Below are 25782 nucleotides of genomic sequence, written 5' to 3'. Positions count from 1 at the left end.
TTCTTTGTTTTACTATATGGGTAACAAATGGACTTCAACTAAAGATCCTTTTTTATAGACGGTTTCATTTTCCGCAAGGCATACCAAACAATTGGATTTTGCAAAAGATGACATTCTGAAAGACTCCTGCGCGCCACAGGAAACAACCGTTTTATCAGTACAAATTCCCTTCAGAAAAAATGTAAGGCCTGCTTTTTTTTGCACATCTTCCGTTAATTCTACCATTTTGGTAGACAGAACCGGTACGAAGGTCGATGTTAATTTTGATAATGCCAAGGTTACGTACTCATAAAAACAAGTTAGTACGGATGCTGGATTGCCGGGCAATCCAAAGAAGATTTTGTTCTCCTTCTTGCCAAAGAACAAAGGCTTTCCCGGCTTTTGTTTGATCTTATGAAAAAGTTTTTCAACGCCAAAGTTTGCAAGCGCTTGCGTCACAAAATCGTAATCGCCAACGCTTACGCCACCTGTCATTAAAATGATGTCAGCTTGTGCCGAAGCCCGTTCAACAGCGTTCATGACATCAACAATATCATCACTCGCATGAAAGGTAATCACGCTGTGAATATGCAATTGTTGCAATGCTGCTTTCAATGCAAATGAGTTTGATTCATACACTTGTCCGAGAGTGAGTGTTGCACCGGGCTTTTGCAATTCATTGCCCGTAACTATGATGGCAACTGTGATTTTTCCATACACTTCAATTGCTGCAATGCCCATATTGGCAACAAAACCAATGGCAGCAGGAGTGAGGCGTGTGTGGGATTCGAGCGCCAGAGAACCCTTTGCGATTTCGGAACCTTTTAAGCGAACATTGGCTCCTTTTTGCAGAAGCTCGTCTTGTATGTTGAGCAATTTATTTTCTGCTACAACCTTTTCCTGCATCACAACGGTGTCTGCGCCCGGAGGAACCGGAGCACCTGTAAATATGCGAACGGCATTGCCTTGCGCGAGTGTTTCAATTGTTGATACACCTGCGGCCAATTCGCCGCTTATGGTAAGTGAATTGTTTTTCCAACTATCAAAATGAAAAGCATACCCATCCATCGCCGATTGATCAAAGAAAGGGACATCAACGGGTGAATAAATATCTGTGGCTGTTATAAGCCCCGCAGCTTCCATCAGCGACAGTTTTACGGAAGGTAGCGCCTGAACGTTATCGGTTATAATTTGCTTGGCTTCTTCAACAGAGATCATTCTTTTTGTTTTTTTGATTGCGTGCTTGCACCCGTAGTGACAAGGCAGTGCCCTGTCTCTGATACACCCGGATGATGTGAGACAGACAAGGCACTGCCTTGTTTCTACCCGCCGGTTTCGCTGTTGACAATCGCCCGTAATCTTTCTGCATCAACGATCGCAATACTCTTGCCTGATGCATTGATTAACTTTTCTTCCGAAAAATCAGACAACACTCTAAACACCGTTTCGTACGTCGTGCCGGCATAGGAGGCAATATCCTGCCTGCTCAATACAAGGTCGATAAAGCCCTCGCCATCAATTCCGAATTTGCTGTGCAGCGAAAGCAGTGCATTTGCCACACGTCCCTTTACTGACATGTGGGCCATGTTGCGCATATTCTTTTCCGATTCCTGTAGTTCATTTGCGTAGAACATCATCAGGTTAAACATCAGGTCGTGGTTAACTTTCAACGAAGTGAGCAGAAATTCCTTTTCTATAAAACAGACAGTAGTAGTTTCCAAAGCCGTTGCAGAAATAGGGTAAACGGTGTCATTACCCAAACCGCGGTGCCCGAAAATGCCGCCACCAGTGGCAAAGCGAATGATCAGTTCTTTATCATCGCCCCATTTCTTATGCACTTTCACTTTCCCTTTGTAGATAAAATAAATACCCACTACAGGATCTCCTTCTTTAAAAATCAGTTCGCCTTTCTTGTACTCGAAATTCTTCTTGTGTTCTTTTACTGCCGGAAGCCATTCTTTCATACTTAATCTGCACAAAAAACAGCTTTCAACATCACACTCATGTTTACTTTTTTTCATTCGCTTTAAAATTATTCCTGCCTTTAAGTTATACGAATTTGAATATTTATCGCAGAACTATCATGACAAATTTCAAATTCCTCCTTTCATGTTGCGGTCAGTTGCCGACAGTTGACGATCATAGCTTCTGTTTAACGGGGCTTCGACAAGCTCAGTCCCGCAGGCGTTAGCGGGACTGAGCTTGTCGAAGCCCGTCCGAACTTGATTCATCCGGGCGGGCCTTCTTGCATCAGCGAAATGACAAAATTTTCCTCAGAATGATTGACAGTAAAATCCTCAGTTATTCAGTTACTCAGTTATTCAATTATTCGCCACGTTTCGCACTTACCAATTCTTTCGCAGCAAAAGTCTTCAGGAACGACGGATGCAGCGTCACTACTTCGCCCACCATTATAATCGCCGGGTTGGTGATTTCGGCGTATTGCGCTCTGTACACAATGTCCTTTACTTTACCGATAACGATCTTTTCATTGGGCAATGTGCCGTTTTGTATAATGGCGACCGGCGTTTCAGCCTTGCCGTTTGCCTTAAAAATATCCATGATTTCTTCCAGCTTGCTCATGGCCATTAATATAACCACGGTTGCAGAGGATTTCGCAGCCAACGCAATGTCGTCGGAGATGTTGCCGGATTGGGTTGTGCCGGTCGTTACCCAAAAGCTTTCATTAATGCCACGGCAGGTAAGGGGGATCATTTGAGAAGCAGGCACCGACAATGCACTTGAAATGCCAGGAACCACTTCTACCTCTATGCCATGTTCTCTTGCCGTATCTATTTCTTCCTGTGCGCGACCAAATACAAACGGATCGCCGCCTTTTAACCGCACTACATTTCCGTGAGCCAATGCGCTGCTAATAATAAGGTCGTTGATTTCTTTTTGAGATAGCGCGTGACAACCATAGCGTTTGCCCACAAATTGCTTCACGGCGTGAGGGGAGGCGTATTCTAAAAGTTCATTGTTTGCCAGCGCATCATATAATATTACATCGGCATTTTTAATAGCTTTGATCGCCTTCAAAGTTATAAGCTCTGGGTCGCCCGGACCCGCACCTACCAGCGTTAGTTTTGGTCTTTTCATATATTGTAAAAATAATTATGTGTTTAATTTACCTAGTTTGTATTTGCAATATGAAAGTAAATTACCTAAATTTATAGTAGAAATCATAAAATGACTGCCAAAAATTGAAATTTTATGATTAAAGATATTACATAGTATAAAATGTAATATGTGACCAAAACGATTGTTTGCCATCCATTCTAACCAAAAAAATAACGCTGCATGAAAGTAGTTGTAATTGGAAATGGCATGGTTGGCTACAAATTCTGCGAAAAGCTGGTAGCGAAATTCGAACCGGGAACTTATTCTCTTACGGTGTTTGGAGAAGAGCCTCGCCCGGCGTACGACCGTGTTCATCTTAGCGAATTCTTTTCCGGCAAATCTGCCGATGATCTTTTAATGGCTCCGGCAAACTGGTACGCCGACAACAATATTATATTGCACACCAGTGATCCCGTTAAAGAAATCAATCGCGAGCAAAAAACAATTCTTTCCCACAAAGGCCTTACTGTTGAATACGACTACCTGGTGCTGGCTACCGGTTCAGCTGCGTTTGTTCCTCCAATTCCGGGTGTAGATAAACAAGGCGTTTTCCTTTACCGCACAATAGAAGATCTTGAAATGATGACGGCACACGCATCGAAAGCGAAACGTGGTGCTGTTATCGGCGGCGGTCTGCTTGGGCTTGAAGCTGCAAAAGCAATGATCGACCTTGGTGTAACCGACACGCATGTAATTGAATTTGCCCCAAGACTGATGCCGCGCCAGATTGATGACAGCGGTTCTAAAATATTGCAATCAAAACTTGAAACACTGGGCCTCACCATCTTCACCAATAAAAACACAAGCTGCATTACAGGTGATGAAAGCATTACGGGTATGCAATTTTCGGATGGTACTTCCATAGATGTAGATATGCTTGTAATATCTGCCGGTATCAAACCGCGCGATGAGCTCGCTAAAGCTGCGGGTTTAGAAACTGGCCCACGTGGTGGTATTGTGGTGAACGAAAAAATGCAAACTACCGATGAAACGATTTTCGCTATCGGCGAATGTGCTTTGTTCAACGGTATGATATATGGACTCGTTGCTCCGGGCTATGAAATGGCAGATGTAGTGGTGGCCACTCTTTCAGCCGCTGAGAAAGCTTTTGCCGGTTTTGACATGAGTACCAAACTCAAACTGATCGGCGTGGATGTGGCAAGCTTTGGCGATCCTTTTGTTCCTGCCGCAGATTGTCGCACCGTTGTTTTTGAAGACACGATGAAAGGCGTGTACAAACGCATCAATATTAGTACTGACGGAAAATATCTGCTTGGCGGCGTATTGATAGGCGATGCTGCTGCATACAATATGTTGCTGCAAACCACTAAAAATAAAGTTGCCCTGCCGGAAAATCCCGAAGATATTTTACTTGGCAGCAGAGGTGGAGATGCCCCGCAAGGCGCTGGTGTAGCGGGTTTGCCGGCAGATGCCGTTATATGTAGCTGCGAGGGAATTACCAAAGGAGCCATTTGCAGTGCGGTGGAAGCTGGCAATGAAACGCTTGATAGCATTAAGAAATGTACAAAGGCAGCGACTTGCTGCGGCGGTTGTGCACCAATGGTAAAAGACATTATTACCTATACGCTGAAATCACAGGGCAAATACATCCGCAATGTGGTTTGCGAACATTTCAACTATTCACGCCAGGAGTTGTATTACCTGATCAAGATCAAAAAGATAAAATCGTACGATGACGTGCTAGATGAACTTGGACATGGCGATGGTTGCGAAGTTTGTAAACCTGTTGTGGCTTCCATTCTTGCGAGCTTGTGGAACGAAATGATTTTGGTAAAAGGAAATGACACCGCGCAGGATTCGAATGACCGCTATCTCGCAAACATTCAAAAAGGAGGTACATACTCAGTAGTGCCGAGAATTCCCGGCGGAGAAATTACACCTGAAAAATTGATCGTGATAGGCGAGGTGGCAAAAAAATACAATCTCTATACAAAAATAACAGGCGGCCAACGTATCGATTTGTTTGGCGCACACGTAAGCGATTTGCCTGCCATCTGGGAAGAATTGATTGCTGCAGGTTTTGAAAGCGGCCATGCATACGGCAAGGCATTGCGTACCGTGAAAAGCTGCGTAGGCTCTACCTGGTGCCGCTTTGGTTTGCACGACAGTGTAAGTTTTGCGATACAAATTGAAGAACGCTACAGAGGTTTGCGTGCTCCGCACAAAATCAAATCCGCGGTTTCGGGTTGCATTCGCGAATGTGCCGAGGCACAGTCCAAAGACTTCGGGATCATCGCAACAGAACGAGGCTGGAATTTGTATGTGGGAGGCAATGGCGGATCGAAACCACAACATGCAATTTTGCTGGCGGCTGACCTCGACAGCGAAACATGCATCAAATACATTGACCGCTTCCTGATGTTTTACATCAAAACTGCAGATCCGCTGACCCGGACTGCTACATGGCTCAACAAACTGGAGGGCGGTATGGATTATCTCCGCAACGTAGTGATCAACGACAGTTTGGGCATTAATGCAGAACTCGAAGCAGAAATGCAATCGCTGGTGGACAACTACAAATGCGAATGGAAAGAAGTGGTTGACAATCCTGAATTGCGCAAACGCTTCAATCACTTCGTAAACGCACCGGAAGAAAAAGATCCTAGCATTCAATTTGAAATGATGCGCGATCAGAAGAAGGCCGCGGGATGGTAGAGAAAATTAGGAATTAGGAATTAGGAGTTAGGAATTAGAAGCGTGGTAGGCTGTTTCATTTTCAAATTTTCAAATTAGCACATTTTCAAATTGCCTTTATTAACAACTTATAAAACCAATACTATGTCCTCAACAACAACACTCACGGAAGTCCACTGGTTCTTCGCCTGTAAAACGGATGACGTTCCTTTAAACGGCGGTGTTTGCGTAAAATATAAGGAAGAGCAAATTGCGCTTTTCCATTTTTCAAGAAGAGAAGAATGGTACGCAACACAAAACATGTGTCCGCACAAACACCAGATGGCGCTCAGCCGTGGTATGATCGGTACACAGAACGGCGAACCCAAAGTGGCTTGTCCTTTCCACAAAAAAACTTTCTCACTCGAAGATGGCCGCTGCTTGTCCGACGAAGCAGAATGCTCACTGAAAACATACCCAGTAAAAGTTGAAGAAAACCGCGTGTATATAGGCTTCTATGGAGGCTTCGACAAGCTCAGCCTGACAACTGTCTGAACTTGTCACCCTGAGCTTGTCGAAGGGTAAAAAGCGAAGCCCGGAAGATTGCACTCTTACCAGGCTTCTCGATCTTAACTGATAGCGTCAATTAAAACCAAACCAAAATTAACATGAAAAATTTATTCCGCGCAGGGATATTTTCCGTGGTGTCATTGGCTTTGCATTCTCCTTTTAAAAGCCTCGCGCAATTATCCCTCGGCGCACAATTAAGAACCCGCTCAGAACTGCGGGATGGGCAAGGGGCACCGTTGCCGGAAGGCACAAAGCCCGCATTTTTTACCTCCCAGAGAACACGATTGAATGCCGGTTTCACGGGCTACCGATTTAAAGTGGGCCTTAGCGTGCAGGATGTTCGTGTGTGGGGACAGGATGCTTCCACAGTGAACCGCACTACCACTCAAGACAACAACGGCCTGATGGTACACGAAGCATGGGCAGAGGTAATGCTTACGGATACAACATTAAAAAACAAAACGTTCAGTATAAAACTGGGCAGGCAAGAATTACTATATGATGATTCACGTTTATTGGGCAACCTGGACTGGCTGCAGCAAGGTCGCCGCCATGATGCAGCTTTGCTGAAATATGAAGCTAACAGCTGGATGTTACATCTGGGTGGTGCTTTCAATCAGAATAAAGAATTGTCATCGGGAACGGTTTACAATCCTACGCCTCCCGGTAACTATCCTGCAAACACCAATGGCGGTGCAATGTACAAGAGTATGGAGTTTTTCTATGCAGGAAAAAAGTTTGAAAAAGGAAATGCATCGTTTTTGTTCCTGTCAGACCAGTTCAGCAAATATCATTCAGACAATAGCGTGAAAACATGGGAAACAGGGGCGTGGACAAGGTTTACAACTGGTTTCTTTTTCACCAATACATTTAACAAGACGACACTTACAGCATCGGCATATTACCAGGGTGGTAAAAATGCAGTTGGCCAAAAGCTAAACGCAGCCTTGCTTACAGCCAATGCGATGTTTGCTTTAAATAAGACTTTTTCTATAGGACCTGGCGTGGATTATACTACTGGTGGAACATCCGGCAGCACGAGTAAAGCGTTTGATCCGTTATACGGAACACCGCATAAATTCTGGGGATTGATGGATTATTATTATGCAGCAAGCGGATTTGGCGGTCACGGCCTGCAGGACTTTTACATCAAATCAAAACTCAAAGCCACTGGCAAACTATTGCTTGCCGCCGATGTTCACCAGTTTCTTAGTGCTTCCGATGTTACTTCTTCCAACAATGTTTCTTACAGCAGAAATTTTGGAACAGAAGCCGATGTCGTAGCAACGTACAATTTAACCAAAGTGATTTCCTTTGAAGCCGGCTACAGTCATTACTGGAGCACCGCTTCACTGGTTTCAGAAACTGTAAAAAATGTTGCGAATGCCAAGAGCAACAGCAACTGGGCGTACCTGATGATCAATATTAAACCGGACTTCATTCTTAAGTAATTGCTCCGCGTTTCCGATTGCCTGCCGTGCACGATTGCTTCCATATGTGTTTTATCAAACACTTCAAAACTACTAAGTATGCAGCCCACAATTAATAACAAGCCTTTAGAGAAACTCAACATATTCAGCATTAAGTCAGTGCAAATGCGCAGCTTCCACATTACGTGGCTGATGTTCTTTGTATGCTTTTTCGGATGGTTCGGCCTTGCGCCTTTAATGCCTACGATTCGTGAAGATCTTGGTTTGACAAAATCGCAGGTTGGGAATATCATCATCGCGTCTGTGTCATCTACCATCATCGCAAGGTTGATCATTGGTAAGCTCTGCGATATCTGGGGTCCTCGCAAAACAGCTATCAGACTGCTTTTGGTGGGTTCGTTGCCGGTGTTCCTGGTGGGACTGGCACATGACTACACTTCATTTTTATTGTTTCGGTTGGCCATAGGTGTTATAGGCTCTTCATTCGTTATCACTCAGTTTCACACTTCCATGATGTTTGCTCCAAAAATAAAAGGAACTGCCAATGCAGTTGCCGGAGGTTGGGGCAATCTTGGTGGTGGTGTAACAAACATGGTAATGCCTTTGATATTTGCTGCTATCGTTGGAATGGGTTATACAAAAGGAGAAGCGTGGAGATATGCCATGATCCTGCCAGGCGTTATGATGTTGGTGGCCGCATTTCTTTACTACAAATTCACGAAAGACACGCCCAACGGTAACTTTGATGAAATAGGATACAATGTGTCAAAAGGAAAAACAGATTATTCGGTTTTAAAAGACTGGAGAATATGGGCGTTGACGATTGCCTATGCAATGTGTTTTGGAATGGAAATAACCTTTGATAATGTTGCGTCACTTCACTTTGTTGACACTTTCAAACTATCGCAAAGTTCGGCAGGTTTTTGGGCGGGTATTTTTGGATTCATGAACCTTTTTGCAAGAGCACTAGGCGGCATTGTATCTGATAAAACCGGTGCCAAATATGGCATGCGTGGCAAAGGATTGTTGCTTGCATTTGTATTGTTGCTGGAAGGAATTGGTTTGATATTGTTTGCACAATCCGGCACTTTGATTGTAGCGATCTCATCGATGCTCACATTTGCGTTGTTCCTGAAAATGGCCAATGGCGCCACTTACGGCATTGTTCCGTTCATCAATGAAAAGAATGTCGGGTTGATAAGCGGTATCGTAGGTGCAGGTGGAAATCTTGGAGGAATGATGTTCGGGTTTTTATTCAAATCAAAATCGATCACTTATGTAGATGCGTTCACCTACATCGGTTGTATCGTGATAGTAGCATCGATAGTGATATTGCTTACAAGATTTAGTAAGAAAGAAGAAACTGAGGTGGTGGGTAAACTTGAAGTAGCGCTTGAGACCGTTTGAACTACAGCACACAGATAACACTGATTGGACTGATTTGCACTGATCTATTAACTGAATAACAGAGTAACTGAATAACTGAACTGATGAATGTTTTGAGTCTTCGATAAATAGTTTACCACTCGGAGAAAATCCGTGTAGATCAGTCTAATCTGTGTCATCTGTGTGCCAAAAAAATAACATGACAGAATCTATCAAAACAACTTGTTGCTACTGCGGAGTAGGTTGCGGAATTATCGTTCATAAGGACCGCGACGGAAAGCTGCATGTAGAAGGGGATAAGGACCATCCGGTAAATAAGGGCATGCTTTGTTCTAAAGGCATGAACCTGCATTACACGGTGATGGATACGTCCGACAGGTTGTTGTACCCTGAAATGCGCTATAACAAAAATCTTCCAAGACAGCGTGTTTCGTGGGACCAGGCATTGGAAAGAACAGCTGCCGTATTTTCTACGATCATAGAAAAATTTGGTCCGGAAGCTGTTGCGTTCTATGCTTCGGGTCAATGCTTAACAGAAGAATATTATGTTGTAAATAAACTGATCAAAGGTTTTATAGGCAGCAACAATATTGATACTAACTCCAGGTTGTGCATGAGCAGTGCGGTGGCTGCTTACAAAAAATCATTGGGTGAAGATTCTGTTCCTGTTTGTTATGATGATATTGAATTAACAGATTGCATCTTCGTTGCCGGCGCAAATCCTGCATGGTGCCATCCTATATTGTGGAGAAGAGTAGAAGCTGCAAAGGCAGCAAATCCAAACCTGGTGATCATTGTAAGCGATCCTCGTGTAACGCAAACCTGTTCACTGGCGAATTTGCATTTGCAATTGAATCCGGGTACGGACATTGTGTTGCATCATGCCATTGGAAGAGTGTTGATCGAGCAAGGAGATATCGATGCTTCCTTCGTGCACAATCACACAGAAGGTTTTGAAAAGTATGCGGCGAAAGTAATGGAACGCAGTGTGGAAGAGGCAGCCATTATCTGTGGCGTTCCTGCAGAGGATATTCGAAAAGCGGCGGCATATATCGGTGCATCAAAAAGTTTCATTACGATGTGGACGATGGGCTTGAATCAAAGTGTGATTGGCGTTGATAAAAATTTGAGCCTCATCAACCTTAATTTAATTACGGGAAAAATAGGAAAACCAGGCAGCGGGCCGCTTTCATTGACTGGCCAGCCAAACGCGATGGGCGGCCGCGAAGTAGGTGGATTGGCTAATATTTTACCTGCACACCGTGACCTTGCCAATCCTTTGCACAGAAAAGAAGTGGAAGAATTTTGGGGTGGAAAAAAAATATCAGACAAACGTGGATTGACTGCAACGGAAATGTTTGAAGCTTTAGAGTCGGGAAAGTTGAAAGCAATTTGGATCATGTGTACCAATCCCTTGCTGAGCCTGCCTGATGTGCGCAAAGCCGAAGCTGCATTAAAGAAAGCAAAGTTTGTAGTGGTGCAGGAAATTTCTTCCAAGCCAGAAACGATACAATATGCGGATGTGATTTTGCCTGCCGCTGCGTGGACGGAGAAAGAAGGTACGATGACGAATGCAGAACGCCGCATCAGTTATTTGTCAAAGCTTGTAACGCCGCCGGGTGAAGCGTTGCCGGATGCGGAGATCATTTGTCGTTTTGCACAAAAAATGGGTTATCACGGTTTTGATTATAATTCTTTCGAAGAAATTTACAACGAACATTGCCAGATAACAAAAGGCACGAACATTGATATCAGTGCTTTGTCGTATGACATCATCAAACGCAACAGGACGGTACAATGGCCATACAACGGCGATACTGAGCTGGGGACAAAGCGTTTGTTTACCGATCATCGATTTCACACACCTTCAAAAAAAGCGATCATTCATGCCGTGAATGATGAGAATGCTTCTGAACCTGTGAGCCCTCAATTGCCGCTGATCCTTACTACCGGCCGAATTCGCGATCAATGGCACACGATGAGCAAGACGGGAAAAGTGAATAAACTGAAACAACACATTGCAAATGCATTTTTAGAAATCCATCCTGACGATGCATTTACAAGAGACATTTCAGAAGATGATATTGTTGAAATAACCAATCGCAATGGTAACGTAAGAGTAAAAGCGAAACTGACAACCAGCATTAAGCGTGGTGTTGTTTTCCTGCCAATGCATTGGGGCAAAATTCTCAACAACGATTTGAATCGAGCCAATAATCTCACGCATACTTTGCTTGATCCTACATCGCTGCAGCCCGATTTTAAGTTCACGGCAGTGGAGGTTAAGAAATATAAAAAGCCAAAACAAAAGATCATCGTAATTGGCGCTGGTGCCGGTGCGCATGGCTTTGTGAGAAGCTATCGTGCAGTGAATAACACCGATGAAATAAAGGTTTTCAGTAAGGAAGACTTGCCATTTTACAACCGTGTAATGTTGCCGGACTATGTAAGTGGAACGCAAAAGTGGAACCAGCTGGTGAAGATGACAACGGAAGAGGTGATCGAACATGATATCGATTATTTCCAGGGAATAAGCATTACTCATATTGATCGCGCTAATAAAGTGGTGACAGATAGCAATGGTAAACTTCATTCTTATGATGTCCTTTTAATGGCAACCGGAAGTCGCGCTGCGCTACTGCGCGATACCCCTCCGTTGAAAGGAATTTTCACCATGCGCAGCAGAGTAGACGCGGACAATTTTAAGAAACATATTGATCCTGCTAATGGTAAAGTGATTGTTGTAGGTGGCGGTCTGCTGGGTATTGAAATGGCTGCATCGCTTACTGAGATGAACTTTGAAGTGATCTTAATGCAACGTTCATCGAAGCTTATGGACAGACAGTTGGATGAACTCGGAAGCCGCCTGCTGCAGGAAGAGCTTGCTGATCGCAAGATTGATATTTTATTCAACGATGAAATAGAAAGATTTCTTGGCAATAAAAAACTGGAAGGTGTAAAATTGAAAAGTGGTCGTACAATAGAGTGCCAGGCGGTTGTGATGAGCATTGGAACTACACCGAATATTGAACTTGCAAAAGCATCTGAGCTGACTTGTGTGCGGGGCGTTGTGGTGAATGAATACTTGCAAACGAATGATCCTTCAGTGTATGCGATCGGCGAGATTGCAGAGTTTAAAGGCGTTTTGTATGGAATTACTGCAGCTGCAGAACAGCAAGCTGAAATAGTTGCGAAGCATTTAAGCGGTGACATTTCCAACTATTACAAAGGTTCGCTTTTCATGAATATTTTGAAGTTGCATGGTGCTGATATTTGTTCACTTGGCACCGTGGAAACTCCAAAAGATCCGGCATATGAAGAGGTGGTGTTCATAGATAAGGCAAAGCGTTATTACAAGAAATGTGTGATTCATAACGACAGGTTGATCGGTGCAATTTTGATTGGCGATAGATCGGAGTTCCTGGAGTTTAAGGATTTGATCGCTAACAAAATTGAATTATCTGAAAAGCGTTTGCAGTTGTTGCGTTCAGGTAAAAAGGCTGAACCGGTGTTGGGAAAACTGGTTTGCTCTTGCGGAAGCGTGGGCGAAGGAAATATTTGCAATAAAATAAAAGAAGGGTTCAAAGATCTCGGAAGTCTTTGCCAGGCAACGGGTGCAGGGCAGGGCTGCGGTAGCTGCAGACCAGAGGTGCAGGCGATTTTAGAAAGGGAAGCGAATGGCGTGTTGGAGGCCGTTGGCCAAAAATGAGAAGAGGAACGCAGATTTTCATGATTGTCACGATTAATGATGATCTGATAATTGGGAATTGACAATATGATGAACGTCAAAATCTCAAATCTCAAATCAAAAAATCTTGATCAATCATGACAATCATGAAAATCTGCGTTCTTTCTCTCCAAAAATCATCATTATGAAGAAAACAGAAACGATCATTATCAATTTTACCGGAGGTATTATTTCTCCGGGGCACTTGTTTGAAGTGCTTACTGTGGCTGAGTTGTCGCAAGTGAAGGACGTGAAGTTCGGTCAGCGCCAGCAATTGATAATTGATGTTCCTGTAAAGCATTATAAAACGTTTACTGATGCCTGCAAAAAGAATAAGATCGCTTATTCGCTATTGAAAGATGCGACACCAAATATCACGAGCTCTTACCCAGCAGCAGATATTTTTATAAATGACACATGGCTTTCCGAAGGCATTTACAAAGATGTGTTTAATATGCTTGATGCATCGCATAAATTAAAAGTGAGCATTTGCGATTACAATCAAACCTTCATTCCATTCTTTACAAGCAATATTAACTGGATCGCTACAACCCAGCGTCATTACTGGTTCCTGTACATTCGTTTTCCCCGGACAAACACTTTGTTTTGCTGGCCGGAGGAAATTTACACAAATGATATCGGGGCGGTCACGAAGGCTGTAGAGAAGATACTTTTGGATGACGCATTTTCCATGATTTCCGAAACAGGTGATGGTCGAAAGCTTTTTAATTTGGTTAAGAAGCACATAAGTTACATCGGGCGAAACGTGCAGAAAGACTTGCAATTGCCTTCCTTTCATTTGCCCTATTATGAGGGATTCAACAGGCAGGGAAACTATTACTGGCTGGGCATTTACAAAAGGGATGAAGAGTTTTCTGTTCCTTTTTTGAAAGACCTTTGCACGATTTGTATGGAAACAAAAGTTGGGCAGTTTTATGCGACGCCATGGAAGTCTGTTATCATTAAAAACATTGATGCGGCACATCGTGGTTTGTGGGATTATGTGTTGGGAAAATACCGGATCAACGTGCGCCACGCTGCCAACGAATTGAACTGGATTGTTGAGGACAACAGTGAAGATGCATTGATATTGAAGCGTCATATCATACGCTATTTCGATAAGGAGGATGTGAGGACTTATGGCTTGTGTTTTAGCATTAAAATCAAAGCAAGAACGGGTTTGTTTGGATCAGTAGTGATCAGAAAATGTGACATCAAAAATGCGAGTCGTTTGAAGTCGCTTGAGCGTTATGATATTTTATACACGAAGGATTTTAATCCTAATTCCGGTGAGTTGGTGCTGTTCCGCGAGAATGTAGAGAAAGATCATCTTGGTGTTTATCTTGTTTCATTGAGCAAACTATATTATGAGAAAACCAGTGCTGTGAATGTTTTACAAAGTCATCAGTCTGCACCACTTTCACAACCTGCAGTAGCGGTTGAACACAAAGTGCATCAATGCAGTAAATGCATGACGATATATGATCCTGCAACAGGCGATGAAACGCAGGGAATAGTTGCCGGTACTTCATTTGCCGATCTTCCCGATACTTATTGCTGTTCACTATGCGAAGAGCCTTTGAGTGGATTTGTTGAGCTCTCGTTACCGTTGAGGCACGCTGAACGTTGAACTTTTTTTCACCACTAAGGTACTAAGGACACAAGATTCACTAAGGAGAGCCTAAGTTCTCAACAAGCCTTAGTGATGCTTAGTGCCCTTAGTGCCTTAGTGGTAAAGATTCGGGTCTAACACAAAAATCATTACAAAATGAAAACCCACGTCACTATAGATGAAACACTTTATTACAATCATGAAATATTCTTTGGCTGTAGCACTTCTTTGCAGCGCACTATTGTTTTACTGCAAGCCACCCGCTACCAAGATCAATGAACACAAAGCGCTTGACGGCACATGGCAACTAGTGTCCGCTTTGTCCATTACTAAGCAAGACACCGTCGTTACATTTCCTGTAAAAAATCAGCAGGTGATTAAGATGTTCAACCAAAGTCATTTCGCGTTTTTCAAACACGATCTTTCCGGTGGAAAAGATTCAACTGCTGTATTCGGCGCGGGCAGTGGCTCTTATACACTTGATGGAGAAAACTATTCAGAACACCTTGAGTACTGCAATGCGAGGGGTTGGGAGAACAACGACTTTCATTTCACACTCACCATAAACAGCGATACCTTGATCCAGCGCGGCGTTGAGAAGATTGATTCATTGGGAGTGGATAGGGTGATAGAGGAGAAGTATAGGAGAGTTGAGAATTGAGAGTTGAGAATTGAGAGTTGAGAATTGAGAATTGAAAATTGAAAATGCTTTCTGTGCTACGAGCGGCTGCAGTTGGGGCATTGCTTTGAGGTAAAATTATTCGAAGCACACATTTAATAACCATGTTGCATTCTTCTAATTCCTAACTCCTAATTTCTAATTCCTTAGTCTGGGGCAAAAAATAAAGGAGACCTTGTGGGCCTCCTTTATTTTCAAGCAACTTAATTTATATTTTCTCAGACAACTCTTTACCAGCTTTAAATTTCGCTACTTTCTTGGCTTTGATCTTAATTGTAGCGCCAGTTTGTGGGTTTCTACCAGTGCGCGCTGCACGTTTAGAAACAGAGAAAGTACCAAAACCTACAAGGGTAACTTTGTCACCTTTTTTCAAAGTTTTAGTAACGGCATCAGTAAAAGAATCGATTACTGCACCTGCTTCTTTTTTGCTAATACCTGCGTCTGACGCTAGTTTGTCGATCAAATCAGCTTTGTTCATCGTTTGAGATTTTAATGGTTAAAAGACAAATATAAGAGAGTCCGGCATGTTTTGTACAAATGGCACTCTCTTTTTCATACAGAGTTACAAGATTATATTTTTTTTGATGAAAATCAAGTACAATAACGGTTATATGGAAAAATTGTGGAATAAATGGAAACCATTAGGGCAATAATTGAATAACTGATTAACTGAATAACTGACGGTCGCCGAACGCTCAAGGCACTAAGGCTTTGCATTAACCGTTCGGCGTCGAGCACCCTTTGGGTACAATTCAGTTATTCAGTTAGTCAGTTATTCAGTCACGCAATAGTAACATCCTTGTTCAAATACACATCCTGTATGGCGTTCAACATTTCTACGCCTTCATTGAAGGGTCGCTGGAAAGCTTTCCTGCCAGATATCAAACCCGTGCCACCTGCACGTTTGTTGATGATAGCGGTAAGTACGGCTTGCTTTTTATCGCTTTCGCCGGAAGATGCACCGCCGGAGTTGATCAGTCCGGCACGTCCATTATAACAATTGATGACCTGGTAGCGGCAAAGGTCGATCGGGTTATCGGAAGTAAGTTGGGTGTAAATTCGTTCGTCCAGTTTGCCGTAAGAACTGTTACCCGTGTTCAAAGCTTTATAGCCGCCATTGTTTTCTGGTAATTTTTGTTTGATGATATCTGCCTGGATGGTGGTTCCAATATGATTCGCCTGTCCGGTCAGGTCGGCTGACACATGGTAATCCACGCCGTCTTTTTTAAAGGAGTTGTTGCGCAAATAGCACCAGAGAATGGTGGCCATGCCGAGCTCGTGCGCCTGTTCAAATACCTTTGCCACTTCTATGATCTCGCGTGTGGCGTCATCGGAGCCAAAGTAAACCGTTGCGCCGACAGCCACTGCTCCCAGGTTCCACGCATCTCTCACCGAACCAAACATGATCTGCTCCGCTTTATTGGGATAACTCAATAGTTCATTGTGATTGAGTTTTACAATAAACGGAATTTTGTGGGCGTATTTCCTGGAAACAATACCAAGCGCTCCAATGGTTGTTGCGACTGCATTGCAACCACCTTCAATAGCTAGCTTTACAATGTTCTCAGGGTCAAAATACATTGGATTGGCGGCGAACGATGCACCGGCGCTGTGTTCTATTCCCTGATCGACAGGAAGTATGGAAACGTATCCTGTATTTGCCAAACGGCCATGGCCATACATTGCCTGGAGGTTGCGTAACACCTGTGGATTGCGATTTGAGATGGAAAATATCTTATCTACAAAATCCGGCGAGGGGAGATGCAATTGTTCTTTCGAAATGGTCTTGCAGACGTGAGACAGTAATCCTTCATTTTCTTTTCCTATTAAAGACAAAAGATTTTTGTTCATAGAAACTCGTTTTATACGTTAACAATGATTGATTCGATTTGGTTTAGCGAACGGAGGGAGGGGGCGACACGTTAGTAGCGGTTTATTGCAGCGTCGCACTAAAGTACCTATATTGTTTATTTTTTGCTACTCCAGCCAAATTTTTAAAGAATTATTATTGATGAAAAAAACAATTCCTCTAGTCCTGCTCGCAACCCTCGTACATTTTTTCACACAAACTAATGCAGCCAATACAATACGATTTATAAAGCCGGGAAATGGTGATACAGCTCAGGTGTTCAAAGCCATCAAATGGCGGTTCCAAACAAAAGGAAAAATATTTTCAACGCCTGTCATTGCAAATGGCGTGGTATATATTGGCAGCGAGGATAGTTGTCTGTACGCAATTGATGAAAACAACGGCAAACTGAGATGGAAATTTAGTACGAAAGGAAAAGTGAATTCTTCTGCAACGGTATACAATAACAGGGTTTTCTTTGGAAGTTATGATGGCTGTTACTACGCTTTAAACGCAAAAAATGGACGGGAGATATGGAGGTTTCAAACAGGCGGGGAAAGGCATATCGGCGCAAAGGGCTTGTGGACAATGAAGCCCGACAGCCTGTACATGGACGATCCCTTCGATTTTTTCCTTTCGTCGCCGGCTATTGACAGCGCGAATGGCCATGTTTGTTTCGGCAGTAGTGACGGAAATGTATATGCGCTGGATGCCACAAGAGGAACTATTGCCTGGAAACTGGCAACCGGCGGGCCCATACATGCCGCGCCATTGTTGCACAAGGGTGTTGTGTATATAGGCAGTTGGGATTTTAATCTTTATGCGATCAACGCAAAAAATGGTGCAATACAATGGAAATTTAAAACCAATGAGCAACCAACGTATCATGTGCTGGAAGGCATTCAGGGGGCACCTGTTGCCGATGATAGTTTGATTTACATCGGCACAAGAGATGCATTCTTTTATGCTTTAAATGCAAATACAGGTACTTTGGTGTGGAAGTTCGATGCGGAGAGTTCATGGGTGGTTGCGTCTGCAAATTTGAAGGATAATGCGGTCTTTTTCTCTACCTCAGATTCGTACAGTTTTATTGCAGTTAATAAGCAAACGGGGAAAGAACTGTACCGCGTCAAAGCAAACGGCTATATTTATAACAAACCAGCGATTGCCAATAAAATTGCCTATTTCGGCGATTTTACGGGCCAGTTATTTGCCATCGACATTGCGAGTGGAAGACAGTTGGATGTATTTGCGTTTGATGCCAGAAAAAATAATGCGCAAAAGGTTTTAAAAAACAACAATCTTGATTTTTCCTATGCTGCAGAAGGGAAAGATCTCGCCAACTATCAAACCAGTGTTGATGCCATGAACAGATTGTATACTCTCGGTTCAATTGTTTCTTCTCCAGTTGTTGCAGGCAACGCGCTTTATGTGGGAAGTGCTGATGGGAATTTGTATGCGGTGGAGTTGCAGAGCAACTGAATAACTGAATAACTGAGTAACTGAACCTTTTCGCGAAAACCGCACCGTCATTGCGAGACCTGCGGAGCTCAATGCTCGCGAAATTTGAACAATTGTCGAAAATTAGCGACGGTCGAAGCAATCTTAGGCTCTCGAATCGAGATTGCTTCGACCGCTTCTTGAGGTTGCAAAATTGTTTTTGTATTTGGAGTATTCTTTCTACGCAGGTCTCGCAATGACGATGCAAGCCGTTTTCAGTTATTCAGTTACTCAGTTACTCAGTTATTCAGTTATTCAGTTATTTCGGCATTTCCTCTACTGCCTTTTCAAGCTTCGCATAGCTGTATTTGTTTACAATGGTTCCGTTGTTCATCAAATACAATACGGCGTTTGTGCGGCAGGCAGTTTTAACTGCTACGGCATCGCATTTAAGCAAAGGCACGTCCTGCATAGGTTTGCCTACCAATGCTTTGATGGTTTCTTCCGGTAGTGCAGACACAAAGAACAACGGAGTGTTTTTGTGTTGTGCCAATTTGTAGACCTCAAATAATTGCGCTTTCCAGTTGGCGGCATTGTCTTCATCATGAATAAAGAACAGGTACATGTTTCCCTGGCTATGCATTAACGCATCTGTGCTGTCATTTCCTGATGGCGTGATTAACACGAAGTCTTTGATGGCAGGAGCTGCGTTTCCTTTGCGAATAACTTTGTCATAACGTTTTATGAAATGGTATAAAGAGTCATCGAAATCGGCAGGGAATGAATCTGCAGTGAATTCGATGTCTTTACCTGCTTTATTGTATACAAAAGAAATTACGGTGCTATCAGGAATGGCGCCTGCAGGAATTTTCATTTTTTCCGGAATGTTATAACCAACACGGTAAGGCAGACAATCTTTCACCGGAAGATAGGTCAACACATACCACTGGAATATAAAGCTTGCTCCTAGTGAAAGCAGTAGTAAAGCAATACTGACTTTTCCACTAAATATTGGTTGGATTTTTTTGTAATTGAAAAATATGAGCAGTATCAACACGAGCAGGAACAAGTCTTTCATGAAAGATTGTTGCGCCGTTAACGGTATACAATCTCCAAAGCATCCGCAGGTTTGTATTTTTCCGGAGAACAAGGCGTAAGCGGTAAGGAATGTGAAAAAGATGATGAGCAATAGCAGTAACCAGCTAAAGAGTTTCATTCGCCAGCCCAACAAAATAGCGACACCCGCCACTATTTCGAAAACGATCATCAGTATAGATAATGTGAGTGTGAAATTGTTTAAGCCGTTCCAGCCCCAGACTTCAAAAAACTCCTGCATTTTGTAACTAAGTCCGAGCGGATCGTTTGCCTTTACGAGCCCCGAAAAAATGAACAGGACTCCTACAATGATTCTTGCAATGTTGATTAATGTTTTCATGTTGTTTAATTCAGGAAGTTAGAAGTTAATTGAAAATTGAAAATTGAAAGTTGAAAATGCTTTGTGTGTTACATCGTTATAGTGGGCCAAATGTTTTTAGGTTCATTTTCAATTTTCAACTTTCAATTTTCAATTATTTACCGTGCTTGCCTTCGCCGATCAATATCAGTGCAAAAGCTGCGTAATTGATGATGTCAAAGTAATTTGCGTCAATGCCTTCACTGATAAGGGTTTTGCCTTCGTTCAGTAAGATCTGTTTGATGCGTAAGAGTTTGGTCAGTATAAGATCGGTGAAGCTTTCCTGGCTCATGTCGCGCCATGCTTCGCCGTAATCGTGATTTTTATTTTGCATGAGCGATTTTGCCGCATCAATTTTTTCGCCGTAAAGCTTCTCTACCACATCTGCAGGTATTTCATCTATTTCGTCATTTTTCTTATCCAGCTGAATAAGGCCAATAACGCCATAGTTGAGAATACCCATAAATTCAGATTGAATATTATCGTCTATCTTTTGTTGTTTGTTTTCCTGGATGGTGCGAATGCGCTTCGCCTTGATGAATATCTGGTCAACAATAGAAATGGTACGCAGCACGCGCCATGAAGTGCCATAGTCCTTTGTCTTTTTAATAAATATCTCCTTGCAACTGTTAACTGCCTGATCGTACTGCTGAATAGTATTTGCCATGAACGGTAATGAACGTTTTTGATAAATTGTAAATCGCTGGCGGGTAATCGTGAATGGTGAAACGTGAATAATGCCCTTCTGGTGAATTCACGATTGACGTTTCACGATCTTCCCTTATTTTGCCAAAAATAATACAATGTACACACTCAATTGCAAAGGGCGGATTTTAGAAATAAACAGGCCTTTGGTAATGGGCATAATTAATATAACGCCGGATTCATTTTTTACAGGTAGCCGCCAGCAACAGGTGGACGGAATGTTGCGGCAGGCAGAAAAGATGTTGCTCGAAGGTGCCGCCATTCTTGACATTGGCGGGCAAAGCACGCGTCCCGGTAGCGATTTGATTACGGCAGAAGAGGAGTTGCAAAGGGTGGTGGAGCCGGTAAAAACGCTTCATGAGCACTTTCCGGAAGCGTTTATTTCTGTGGATACTTTTTATAGTAAAGTGGCAAAAGAAACGGTGGAAAACGGCGCATGTATTATAAACGATGTCAGCGGGGGGACGCTTGATGAAGACATGCTGTCTACTGTTGGCAAATTGAAAGTTCCGTATATCTGCATGCACATGAGGGGTACGCCACAAAACATGCACGAGTTTGCGCACTATGAAAACGTGACGAGGGAAGTGCTTGATTTTTTTATTGAAAGAATTGACCTCTGCAAGAAAAATGGCATTCACGATATTATTGTTGATCCCGGTCTGGGCTTCGCCAAAACATTTGCGCACAATTTCGAAATCCTTAAAAATCTTTCAGTTTTGAAAATGCTCGAAAAGCCTTTGCTGATCGGTCTTTCAAGAAAAGGAATGATATATCGGACACTCGGAACGACAGCCGAAGAAGCGTTGAACGGAACCACCGTTTTAAACACCGTGAGTCTTATGAACGGGGCAAGTATTTTGCGGGTTCACGATGTGAGGGAAGCGGTCGAAGCAGTGAAGTTGGTAGGCGCAATTAATTCGCAGTAGAGACAAGGCATTGCCTTGTCTGCGCCCGCAGTGTAATTGCGCAAAGAGACAAGGCAATGCCTTGTCTGTACCAGCAGTGTAATTGTGCAAAAGAGACAAGGCAATGCCTTGTCTGTACCAGCAGTGTAATTGTGCAAAAGAGACAAGGCATTGCCTTGTCTGTACGGGAAGTGCTAGCCAAAAGAAATCAAGATTTCCGCCGAATTTTATTCGGCCATAAGAATAAAATCCTCCAAACACGCATCTCATGGACATTTCAGCCCAAAACGCTCCTTTATTTTTATAAAAAATCCCGAGGCTAAAACTCACCGGTGCCAGACAATTTGCCTCCGGCGGTTCTTCTTTTCAGAATTATATTCGTTTTTACAAATTTTTCTTGAATTTAATTCTAAATGATTTTAGATTTACAGAAAATTAGTCGAAATGGAAATCACTTTAGACAAGATTGATCTGCAGATCCTGAATATTATTCAGGCGAATGCTAAGATCTCCAATGCGGATCTTGCTAAAGAAGTGAAGATGGCGCCTTCTGCCGTTTTGGAAAGAGTTCGCAAGCTGGAGCAAAAGGAGGTAATTAAAGGGTACACCACCCAAATTGATCCTTTGGCCGTAAAGCAAACGATGCTCGCATTTATTTTCATTCGTACCTCCGTTGGATTTGCATGCAGTACCAACGCTGCAACTTTGCTCGCTGCACTTCCGGAAGTGCAGGAAGTACATCACATTGCAGGTGAAGATTGTTTTTTAATTAAGGTAAGAACCGCTGACTCCGCTTCGCTTATGCGCCTCATGCGTGATGAATTGCGAAAGATACCTGAAGTCTCCTCTACGAAAACAACGATTGTACTTGAAACAGTGAAAGAGCAGCAACAGATTATCATCCCTGAAAAGTAACAACATTATGAACATCGAACAATCTAAAAAAGTGTCACCACTAATGGTGATTCTTGCCTTCGCGACAGTATACATTGTGTGGGGATCAACTTATTTCTTTATACAAAAGGCAGTAGCAGAATTTCCTCCCTTTATTATGGGGGCATTAAGATTTTTAATTGCCGGATCCATATTGCTGATCTGGTGCATTATAAAAGGTGAAAAGGTTTGGAATCCAACACTCATCAAGCATGCAGCCATCAGTGGTATTTTATTATTGCTGATAGGAAACGGTGCGGTGATCTGGGCAGAACAAACATTGCCAAGTTCGCTGGTGGCGGTACTTGTATCGTCAGTGCCTATTTGGTTTGTGTTGCTTGACAGAGCGCATTGGACAGAAAACTTCAGGAGCCGCGAAACACTGACCGGTTTGTTTATTGGTTTTGCCGGCGTGATCCTGTTGTTTGTTCAGCGCATTGCCGAGTCAATGTCGTCTGCAAATACCGGCGCGCAGGTGTTGGGACTGCTCATTTTAATTGTAGGATCAATGAGCTGGGCGGGTGGTTCATTGTATTCTAAAGCAAAAAGTTCAGCATATCCTGCGACTGTAAACACTGCATGGCAAATGTTTGCTGCAGGCATTGCATTTTTACCTTTCGCATTTTTATCAGGCGAAACAAAAAGCTTTTCATTCGCTACGGTAAGCACAAGCGCATGGATGTCGATAGGTTATCTTATCGTGTTTGGTTCACTGATCGCCTATAGCGCATACGTATGGCTGTTGCAGGTTCGTTCGGCTACGCAGGTAAGCACCTATGGTTACGTAAACCCTGTGGTAGCAGTCTTGCTGGGGGTATTCTTCAACAACGAACCAATGAGCTGGATTCAAATTCTTGGCCTTGCCATCATTTTAACCAGTGTATTGCTTATCAATATAGCCAAAGCAAGGAAGGAGAGAAAAGTGGCGGTTAAGAGAAGAATGGAAATGGCCGTTGAGTAATTAATAATTAATAATTAAGAATTAATAGGTGTAGCGGTCAAATAAAACACGATCATACTTTTTGTTTAATATGCAATATGGCCGCATTCAGTATTGAATGCGGCCATATTAATTACTAATTATTAATTCTTAATTCCTATTTCACTTTCACAATCGTGCCGTCCGGTGCAACAATTACTTTCTTCTTCTTCGTGCCGTTGGTGGCGGTTACTTCGTAGTATTCTTTGTTATTGCCGTAGTTGCTGGTTTTATAATAAGTTTTGTCTACTAAAGTGTATCCTTTTCCTTCACCTGCTTTTTTGAGGGATGCTTTTACAGCTTCAGGAAGTTCGGCATCTTTTTGCTCAAGTCTGGATACCAGCAGTTTTCCATTTGCGTCATACAAGCCATAGTACTGCATGTCGTCGCGTTTGAAACTGATGGTGTAGTGGTCGATATTTTCACCAGCTTGCAAATTGTCGTCATGCGTAATGTTCCATTTCTTCACATTCGCAGGATTGGCCTTGAAATACTGAACAGACTTCGCATCAGGAAATCTTTGGTGAAGACTGTCAACAACTTTTTTAGGAGCCATTTGCTCCGTGACAGGCGTAGCACCAGACCCTTTGATCACTACATCATCCTGCGCAAAGATGCCGAGTGAAGAAACTGAGGCAATTAGAATCAATAGAGACTTTTTCATAAAACAATAATTAAGATTTAAAGTATGGTTATAGAGAAAAATGTACCGATGGTTTACACCGGTACATCTACATGCAAGTCTTGGAATTTGAAAATTTGAGAATATGCTAATTTGAAAATGCTTTAGGTGCGGCTTACTGGTAGTTTTAAAGCAGTCTGCTCCTCAAGAAAGAATGAAATTAATTCGAGAGATGAACATAATGCATTTTCAAATTAGCATATTCTCAAATTTTCAAATCATCTAGTGTCCCCATCCGCTGATGCCAAGTTTTACTCCAAAAAAGGATGTCGCGATCATGCCATTTGCCGCAGGCAAAGTGTTATAAGTTGCTGCGATAAAAATGCCGTGATTTTCGTCTTTGTTAAATCGCACACCTAAATCGGCATTGGCTGCAAACTGCACTCCATCAGACTGAACGATGTATAAGCCAATATCAGTACGTTGGTCCTGGTAAGCACCACCGACACCAACTCTCACATAAGGCACCACTCTTTCTTTTGGATTTTTAAAGTCGTACTGCACCAAAGCCACCAGTTGATAAATATTAGTATAGTTGCTGCGATTGCCGTGCACAGTTCCTTCCGCTGTAGGAAATGTTCCTACGCCTTTTTTATCCTGGAAGTAGAACCATGTGAATGCTCCGCCAAGAGACAGTTGCGGGTTTTTAAGTCTGTGGCGATATGCACCGGAAAATCCTACCCAACTTGTTTTGCTTACAAAATCCTTAAAGTCGCCGGTAGGAAATGATACCTGGTAGCTGAACTCTGCCGTTTGCTGTGCTTGTAATGCCGTGTAAAAAGTTAATGCCGCTATTATGGTTAAAAGGTATTTCATGGTGTCTTGTTTATTGTTTTAAATAAGGTGACTGTTTAAACATTTGATCAATGTTTGTTTGAATTCTTGAAGAGATATTGGCAGTGCCGCCTTCAAGCAATCCATTGAGAACGCCTATCCAAACAACAGGAAGCTGTTTGTCCTTCGGCGCTTTGGGATTTGTCATATTTACCATCAGTGTTCCTGTATTGTAGGTTGCGCATACAACATCTGAAGGATACCACCAGCCCCAGCTTGGATCCCATGCAGGAGGATAATATCCCCATCCTGGCCACCAGCCCCAATAGCACCACCAGCAATAAGCCTGGCACACGCCTTGTTTTTGATGAGTTACTGAAGGAAGCACCACTACGTCAGATGGTTCACCGCCACTTTCATCCAATCGTTCCCAGCCCAACGCATCAAGTTGTTTCTCTAATTCTGAAAGAATAACGGGATCATAAGTGTGGTCTGGTTTATCTCCGGGGTTGACAATATGCTCTACTGAATCAGGCAGCATATAGGTTGTTACTTTTGAAAAATCGTAGGTTTTGTCTTGTTGTGTGTAGACCAGATCATAGTCCGAAATGTAATCAGGTGCAGAAGGATAACAACCCGATAACATAAAGGTCGATGAGAGAATTAGTACGGCTGCAATAGCCTTCGGATAAGCTTTTTTGATTCGCATACTTAATTAGTGTTTTAATGTCAAAAATGAGGGTAGCAGACGGGTATGAAGGAACTCGATAGGTATTTGATTAAGTAAACATAGTTTCAACACCATTGCTGGTATTTACTTTATAACCACTTACTCATACAATTGTTCGCTTATGGAGGGGGATTTAACAGTAAAATGCGGATAAGAAAGTTGAATCATTTTCAACATTTTAAACTCTTGGCT

At 42.8% G+C, this 25782-nt stretch carries 21 protein-coding genes; 11 read left to right on the top strand and 10 right to left on the bottom strand.

Translation table 11 applies throughout. From position 1 onward, the window contains the following. Nucleotides 1–12 precede the first annotated feature (12 nt). The 3 genes from KTO63_RS00450 to cobA form a co-directional block, all read right to left on the bottom strand. Nucleotides 13–1197: a molybdopterin molybdotransferase MoeA gene (locus KTO63_RS00450; RefSeq protein WP_217789147.1), complete on the bottom strand. Its 1185-nt coding sequence runs from the start codon at nt 1195–1197 to the stop codon at nt 13–15. 104 nt (nt 1198–1301) lie between these two features. Beyond that, nucleotides 1302–2000, bottom strand: coding sequence for a Crp/Fnr family transcriptional regulator (locus tag KTO63_RS00445; protein ID WP_217789146.1), 699 nt, complete (start codon nt 1998–2000; stop codon nt 1302–1304). 304 nt (nt 2001–2304) lie between these two features. Next, nucleotides 2305–3078, bottom strand: coding sequence for a uroporphyrinogen-III C-methyltransferase (gene cobA, locus KTO63_RS00440; protein WP_217789145.1), 774 nt, complete (start codon nt 3076–3078; stop codon nt 2305–2307). 201 nt (nt 3079–3279) lie between these two features. On the opposite strand from cobA, the gene nirB reads away from it, so the two are divergent. The 7 genes from nirB to KTO63_RS00405 all read left to right on the top strand — a co-directional run bounded on the left by nirB (nt 3280) and on the right by KTO63_RS00405 (nt 15119). Continuing rightward, nucleotides 3280–5775, top strand: coding sequence for a nitrite reductase large subunit NirB (gene nirB / locus KTO63_RS00435; protein ID WP_217789144.1), 2496 nt, complete (start codon nt 3280–3282; stop codon nt 5773–5775). 123 nt (nt 5776–5898) lie between these two features. Further along, entirely contained in the window at nt 5899–6288 is a 390-nt protein-coding gene (nirD, locus tag KTO63_RS00430; protein WP_217789143.1) for a nitrite reductase small subunit NirD, read from the top strand. A gap of 113 nt (nt 6289–6401) precedes the next feature. Next, the gene (locus KTO63_RS00425) at nt 6402–7754 is read left to right on the top strand and encodes an alginate export family protein (RefSeq protein ID WP_232372970.1); all 1353 of its coding nucleotides are present in this window, start codon (nt 6402–6404) and stop codon (nt 7752–7754) included. A 78-nt stretch (nt 7755–7832) separates the two neighbouring features. Beyond that, entirely contained in the window at nt 7833–9140 is a 1308-nt protein-coding gene (locus KTO63_RS00420) for a NarK family nitrate/nitrite MFS transporter (protein WP_217789142.1), read from the top strand. Between the two features lie 178 nt (nt 9141–9318). Further along, nucleotides 9319–12828, top strand: a complete 3510-nt coding sequence (locus KTO63_RS00415; protein ID WP_217789141.1) for a nitrate reductase — start codon at nt 9319–9321, stop codon at nt 12826–12828. A 163-nt stretch (nt 12829–12991) separates the two neighbouring features. After that, complete coding sequence (locus tag KTO63_RS00410; RefSeq protein ID WP_217789140.1) at nt 12992–14476, top strand: rubredoxin; 1485 nt, start codon at nt 12992–12994, stop codon at nt 14474–14476. Between the two features lie 160 nt (nt 14477–14636). Beyond that, nucleotides 14637–15119, top strand: coding sequence for a hypothetical protein (locus KTO63_RS00405; RefSeq protein WP_217789139.1), 483 nt, complete (start codon nt 14637–14639; stop codon nt 15117–15119). A gap of 226 nt (nt 15120–15345) precedes the next feature. Here the strand turns inward: KTO63_RS00405 and KTO63_RS00400 are convergent, their stop codons facing one another. Next, nucleotides 15346–15615 carry an HU family DNA-binding protein gene (locus tag KTO63_RS00400; protein WP_217789138.1) on the bottom strand — a complete coding sequence of 90 codons (270 nt, stop codon included), beginning with the start codon at nt 15613–15615 and terminating at the stop codon, nt 15346–15348. Between the two features lie 302 nt (nt 15616–15917). After that, complete coding sequence (locus KTO63_RS00395) at nt 15918–16988, bottom strand: class I fructose-bisphosphate aldolase (protein ID WP_217789137.1); 1071 nt, start codon at nt 16986–16988, stop codon at nt 15918–15920. A 160-nt stretch (nt 16989–17148) separates the two neighbouring features. Here KTO63_RS00395 and KTO63_RS00390 point away from each other — a divergent pair, with 160 nt between their 5' ends. After that, nucleotides 17149–18468: an outer membrane protein assembly factor BamB family protein gene (locus KTO63_RS00390; RefSeq protein WP_217789136.1), complete on the top strand. Its 1320-nt coding sequence runs from the start codon at nt 17149–17151 to the stop codon at nt 18466–18468. 277 nt (nt 18469–18745) lie between these two features. Here the strand turns inward: KTO63_RS00390 and KTO63_RS00385 are convergent, their stop codons facing one another. Next, complete coding sequence (locus KTO63_RS00385) at nt 18746–19861, bottom strand: BT_3928 family protein (RefSeq protein WP_217789135.1); 1116 nt, start codon at nt 19859–19861, stop codon at nt 18746–18748. A gap of 133 nt (nt 19862–19994) precedes the next feature. Next, nucleotides 19995–20546 carry a DUF1599 domain-containing protein gene (locus KTO63_RS00380; protein ID WP_217789134.1) on the bottom strand — a complete coding sequence of 184 codons (552 nt, stop codon included), beginning with the start codon at nt 20544–20546 and terminating at the stop codon, nt 19995–19997. 190 nt (nt 20547–20736) lie between these two features. Here KTO63_RS00380 and folP point away from each other — a divergent pair, with 190 nt between their 5' ends. The 3 genes from folP (at nt 20737) to KTO63_RS00365 (ending at nt 23386) form a co-directional block, all read left to right on the top strand. Next, a complete protein-coding gene (folP, locus tag KTO63_RS00375) occupies nt 20737–21513 on the top strand; it encodes a dihydropteroate synthase (protein ID WP_232372969.1) in 777 nt (258 codons plus the stop codon). A 423-nt stretch (nt 21514–21936) separates the two neighbouring features. Beyond that, nucleotides 21937–22407, top strand: coding sequence for an Lrp/AsnC family transcriptional regulator (locus KTO63_RS00370; RefSeq protein WP_217789132.1), 471 nt, complete (start codon nt 21937–21939; stop codon nt 22405–22407). A 7-nt stretch (nt 22408–22414) separates the two neighbouring features. Beyond that, complete coding sequence (locus KTO63_RS00365) at nt 22415–23386, top strand: EamA family transporter (RefSeq protein WP_217789131.1); 972 nt, start codon at nt 22415–22417, stop codon at nt 23384–23386. A 136-nt stretch (nt 23387–23522) separates the two neighbouring features. Here KTO63_RS00365 and KTO63_RS00360 read toward each other — a convergent pair whose 3' ends face one another. The 3 genes from KTO63_RS00360 to KTO63_RS00350 all read right to left on the bottom strand — a co-directional run bounded on the left by KTO63_RS00360 (nt 23523) and on the right by KTO63_RS00350 (nt 25569). Continuing rightward, entirely contained in the window at nt 23523–24068 is a 546-nt protein-coding gene (locus KTO63_RS00360; protein ID WP_217789130.1) for a hypothetical protein, read from the bottom strand. A gap of 240 nt (nt 24069–24308) precedes the next feature. After that, nucleotides 24309–24902 (bottom strand): acyloxyacyl hydrolase, encoded by a 594-nt coding sequence (locus tag KTO63_RS00355; RefSeq protein WP_217789129.1) that lies wholly within the window; start codon nt 24900–24902, stop codon nt 24309–24311. 10 nt (nt 24903–24912) lie between these two features. Beyond that, nucleotides 24913–25569 carry a DUF4136 domain-containing protein gene (locus tag KTO63_RS00350; RefSeq protein ID WP_217789128.1) on the bottom strand — a complete coding sequence of 219 codons (657 nt, stop codon included), beginning with the start codon at nt 25567–25569 and terminating at the stop codon, nt 24913–24915. Nucleotides 25570–25782: the final 213 nt, after the last annotated feature.

It is taken from the genome of Pinibacter aurantiacus (assembly GCF_019130065.1).
Classification (GTDB): Bacteria; Bacteroidota; Bacteroidia; order Chitinophagales; family Chitinophagaceae; genus Pinibacter; species Pinibacter aurantiacus.
Note: the sequence above shows the minus strand (reverse complement) of the source record. Positions and strands in the feature narration are given on the sequence as shown.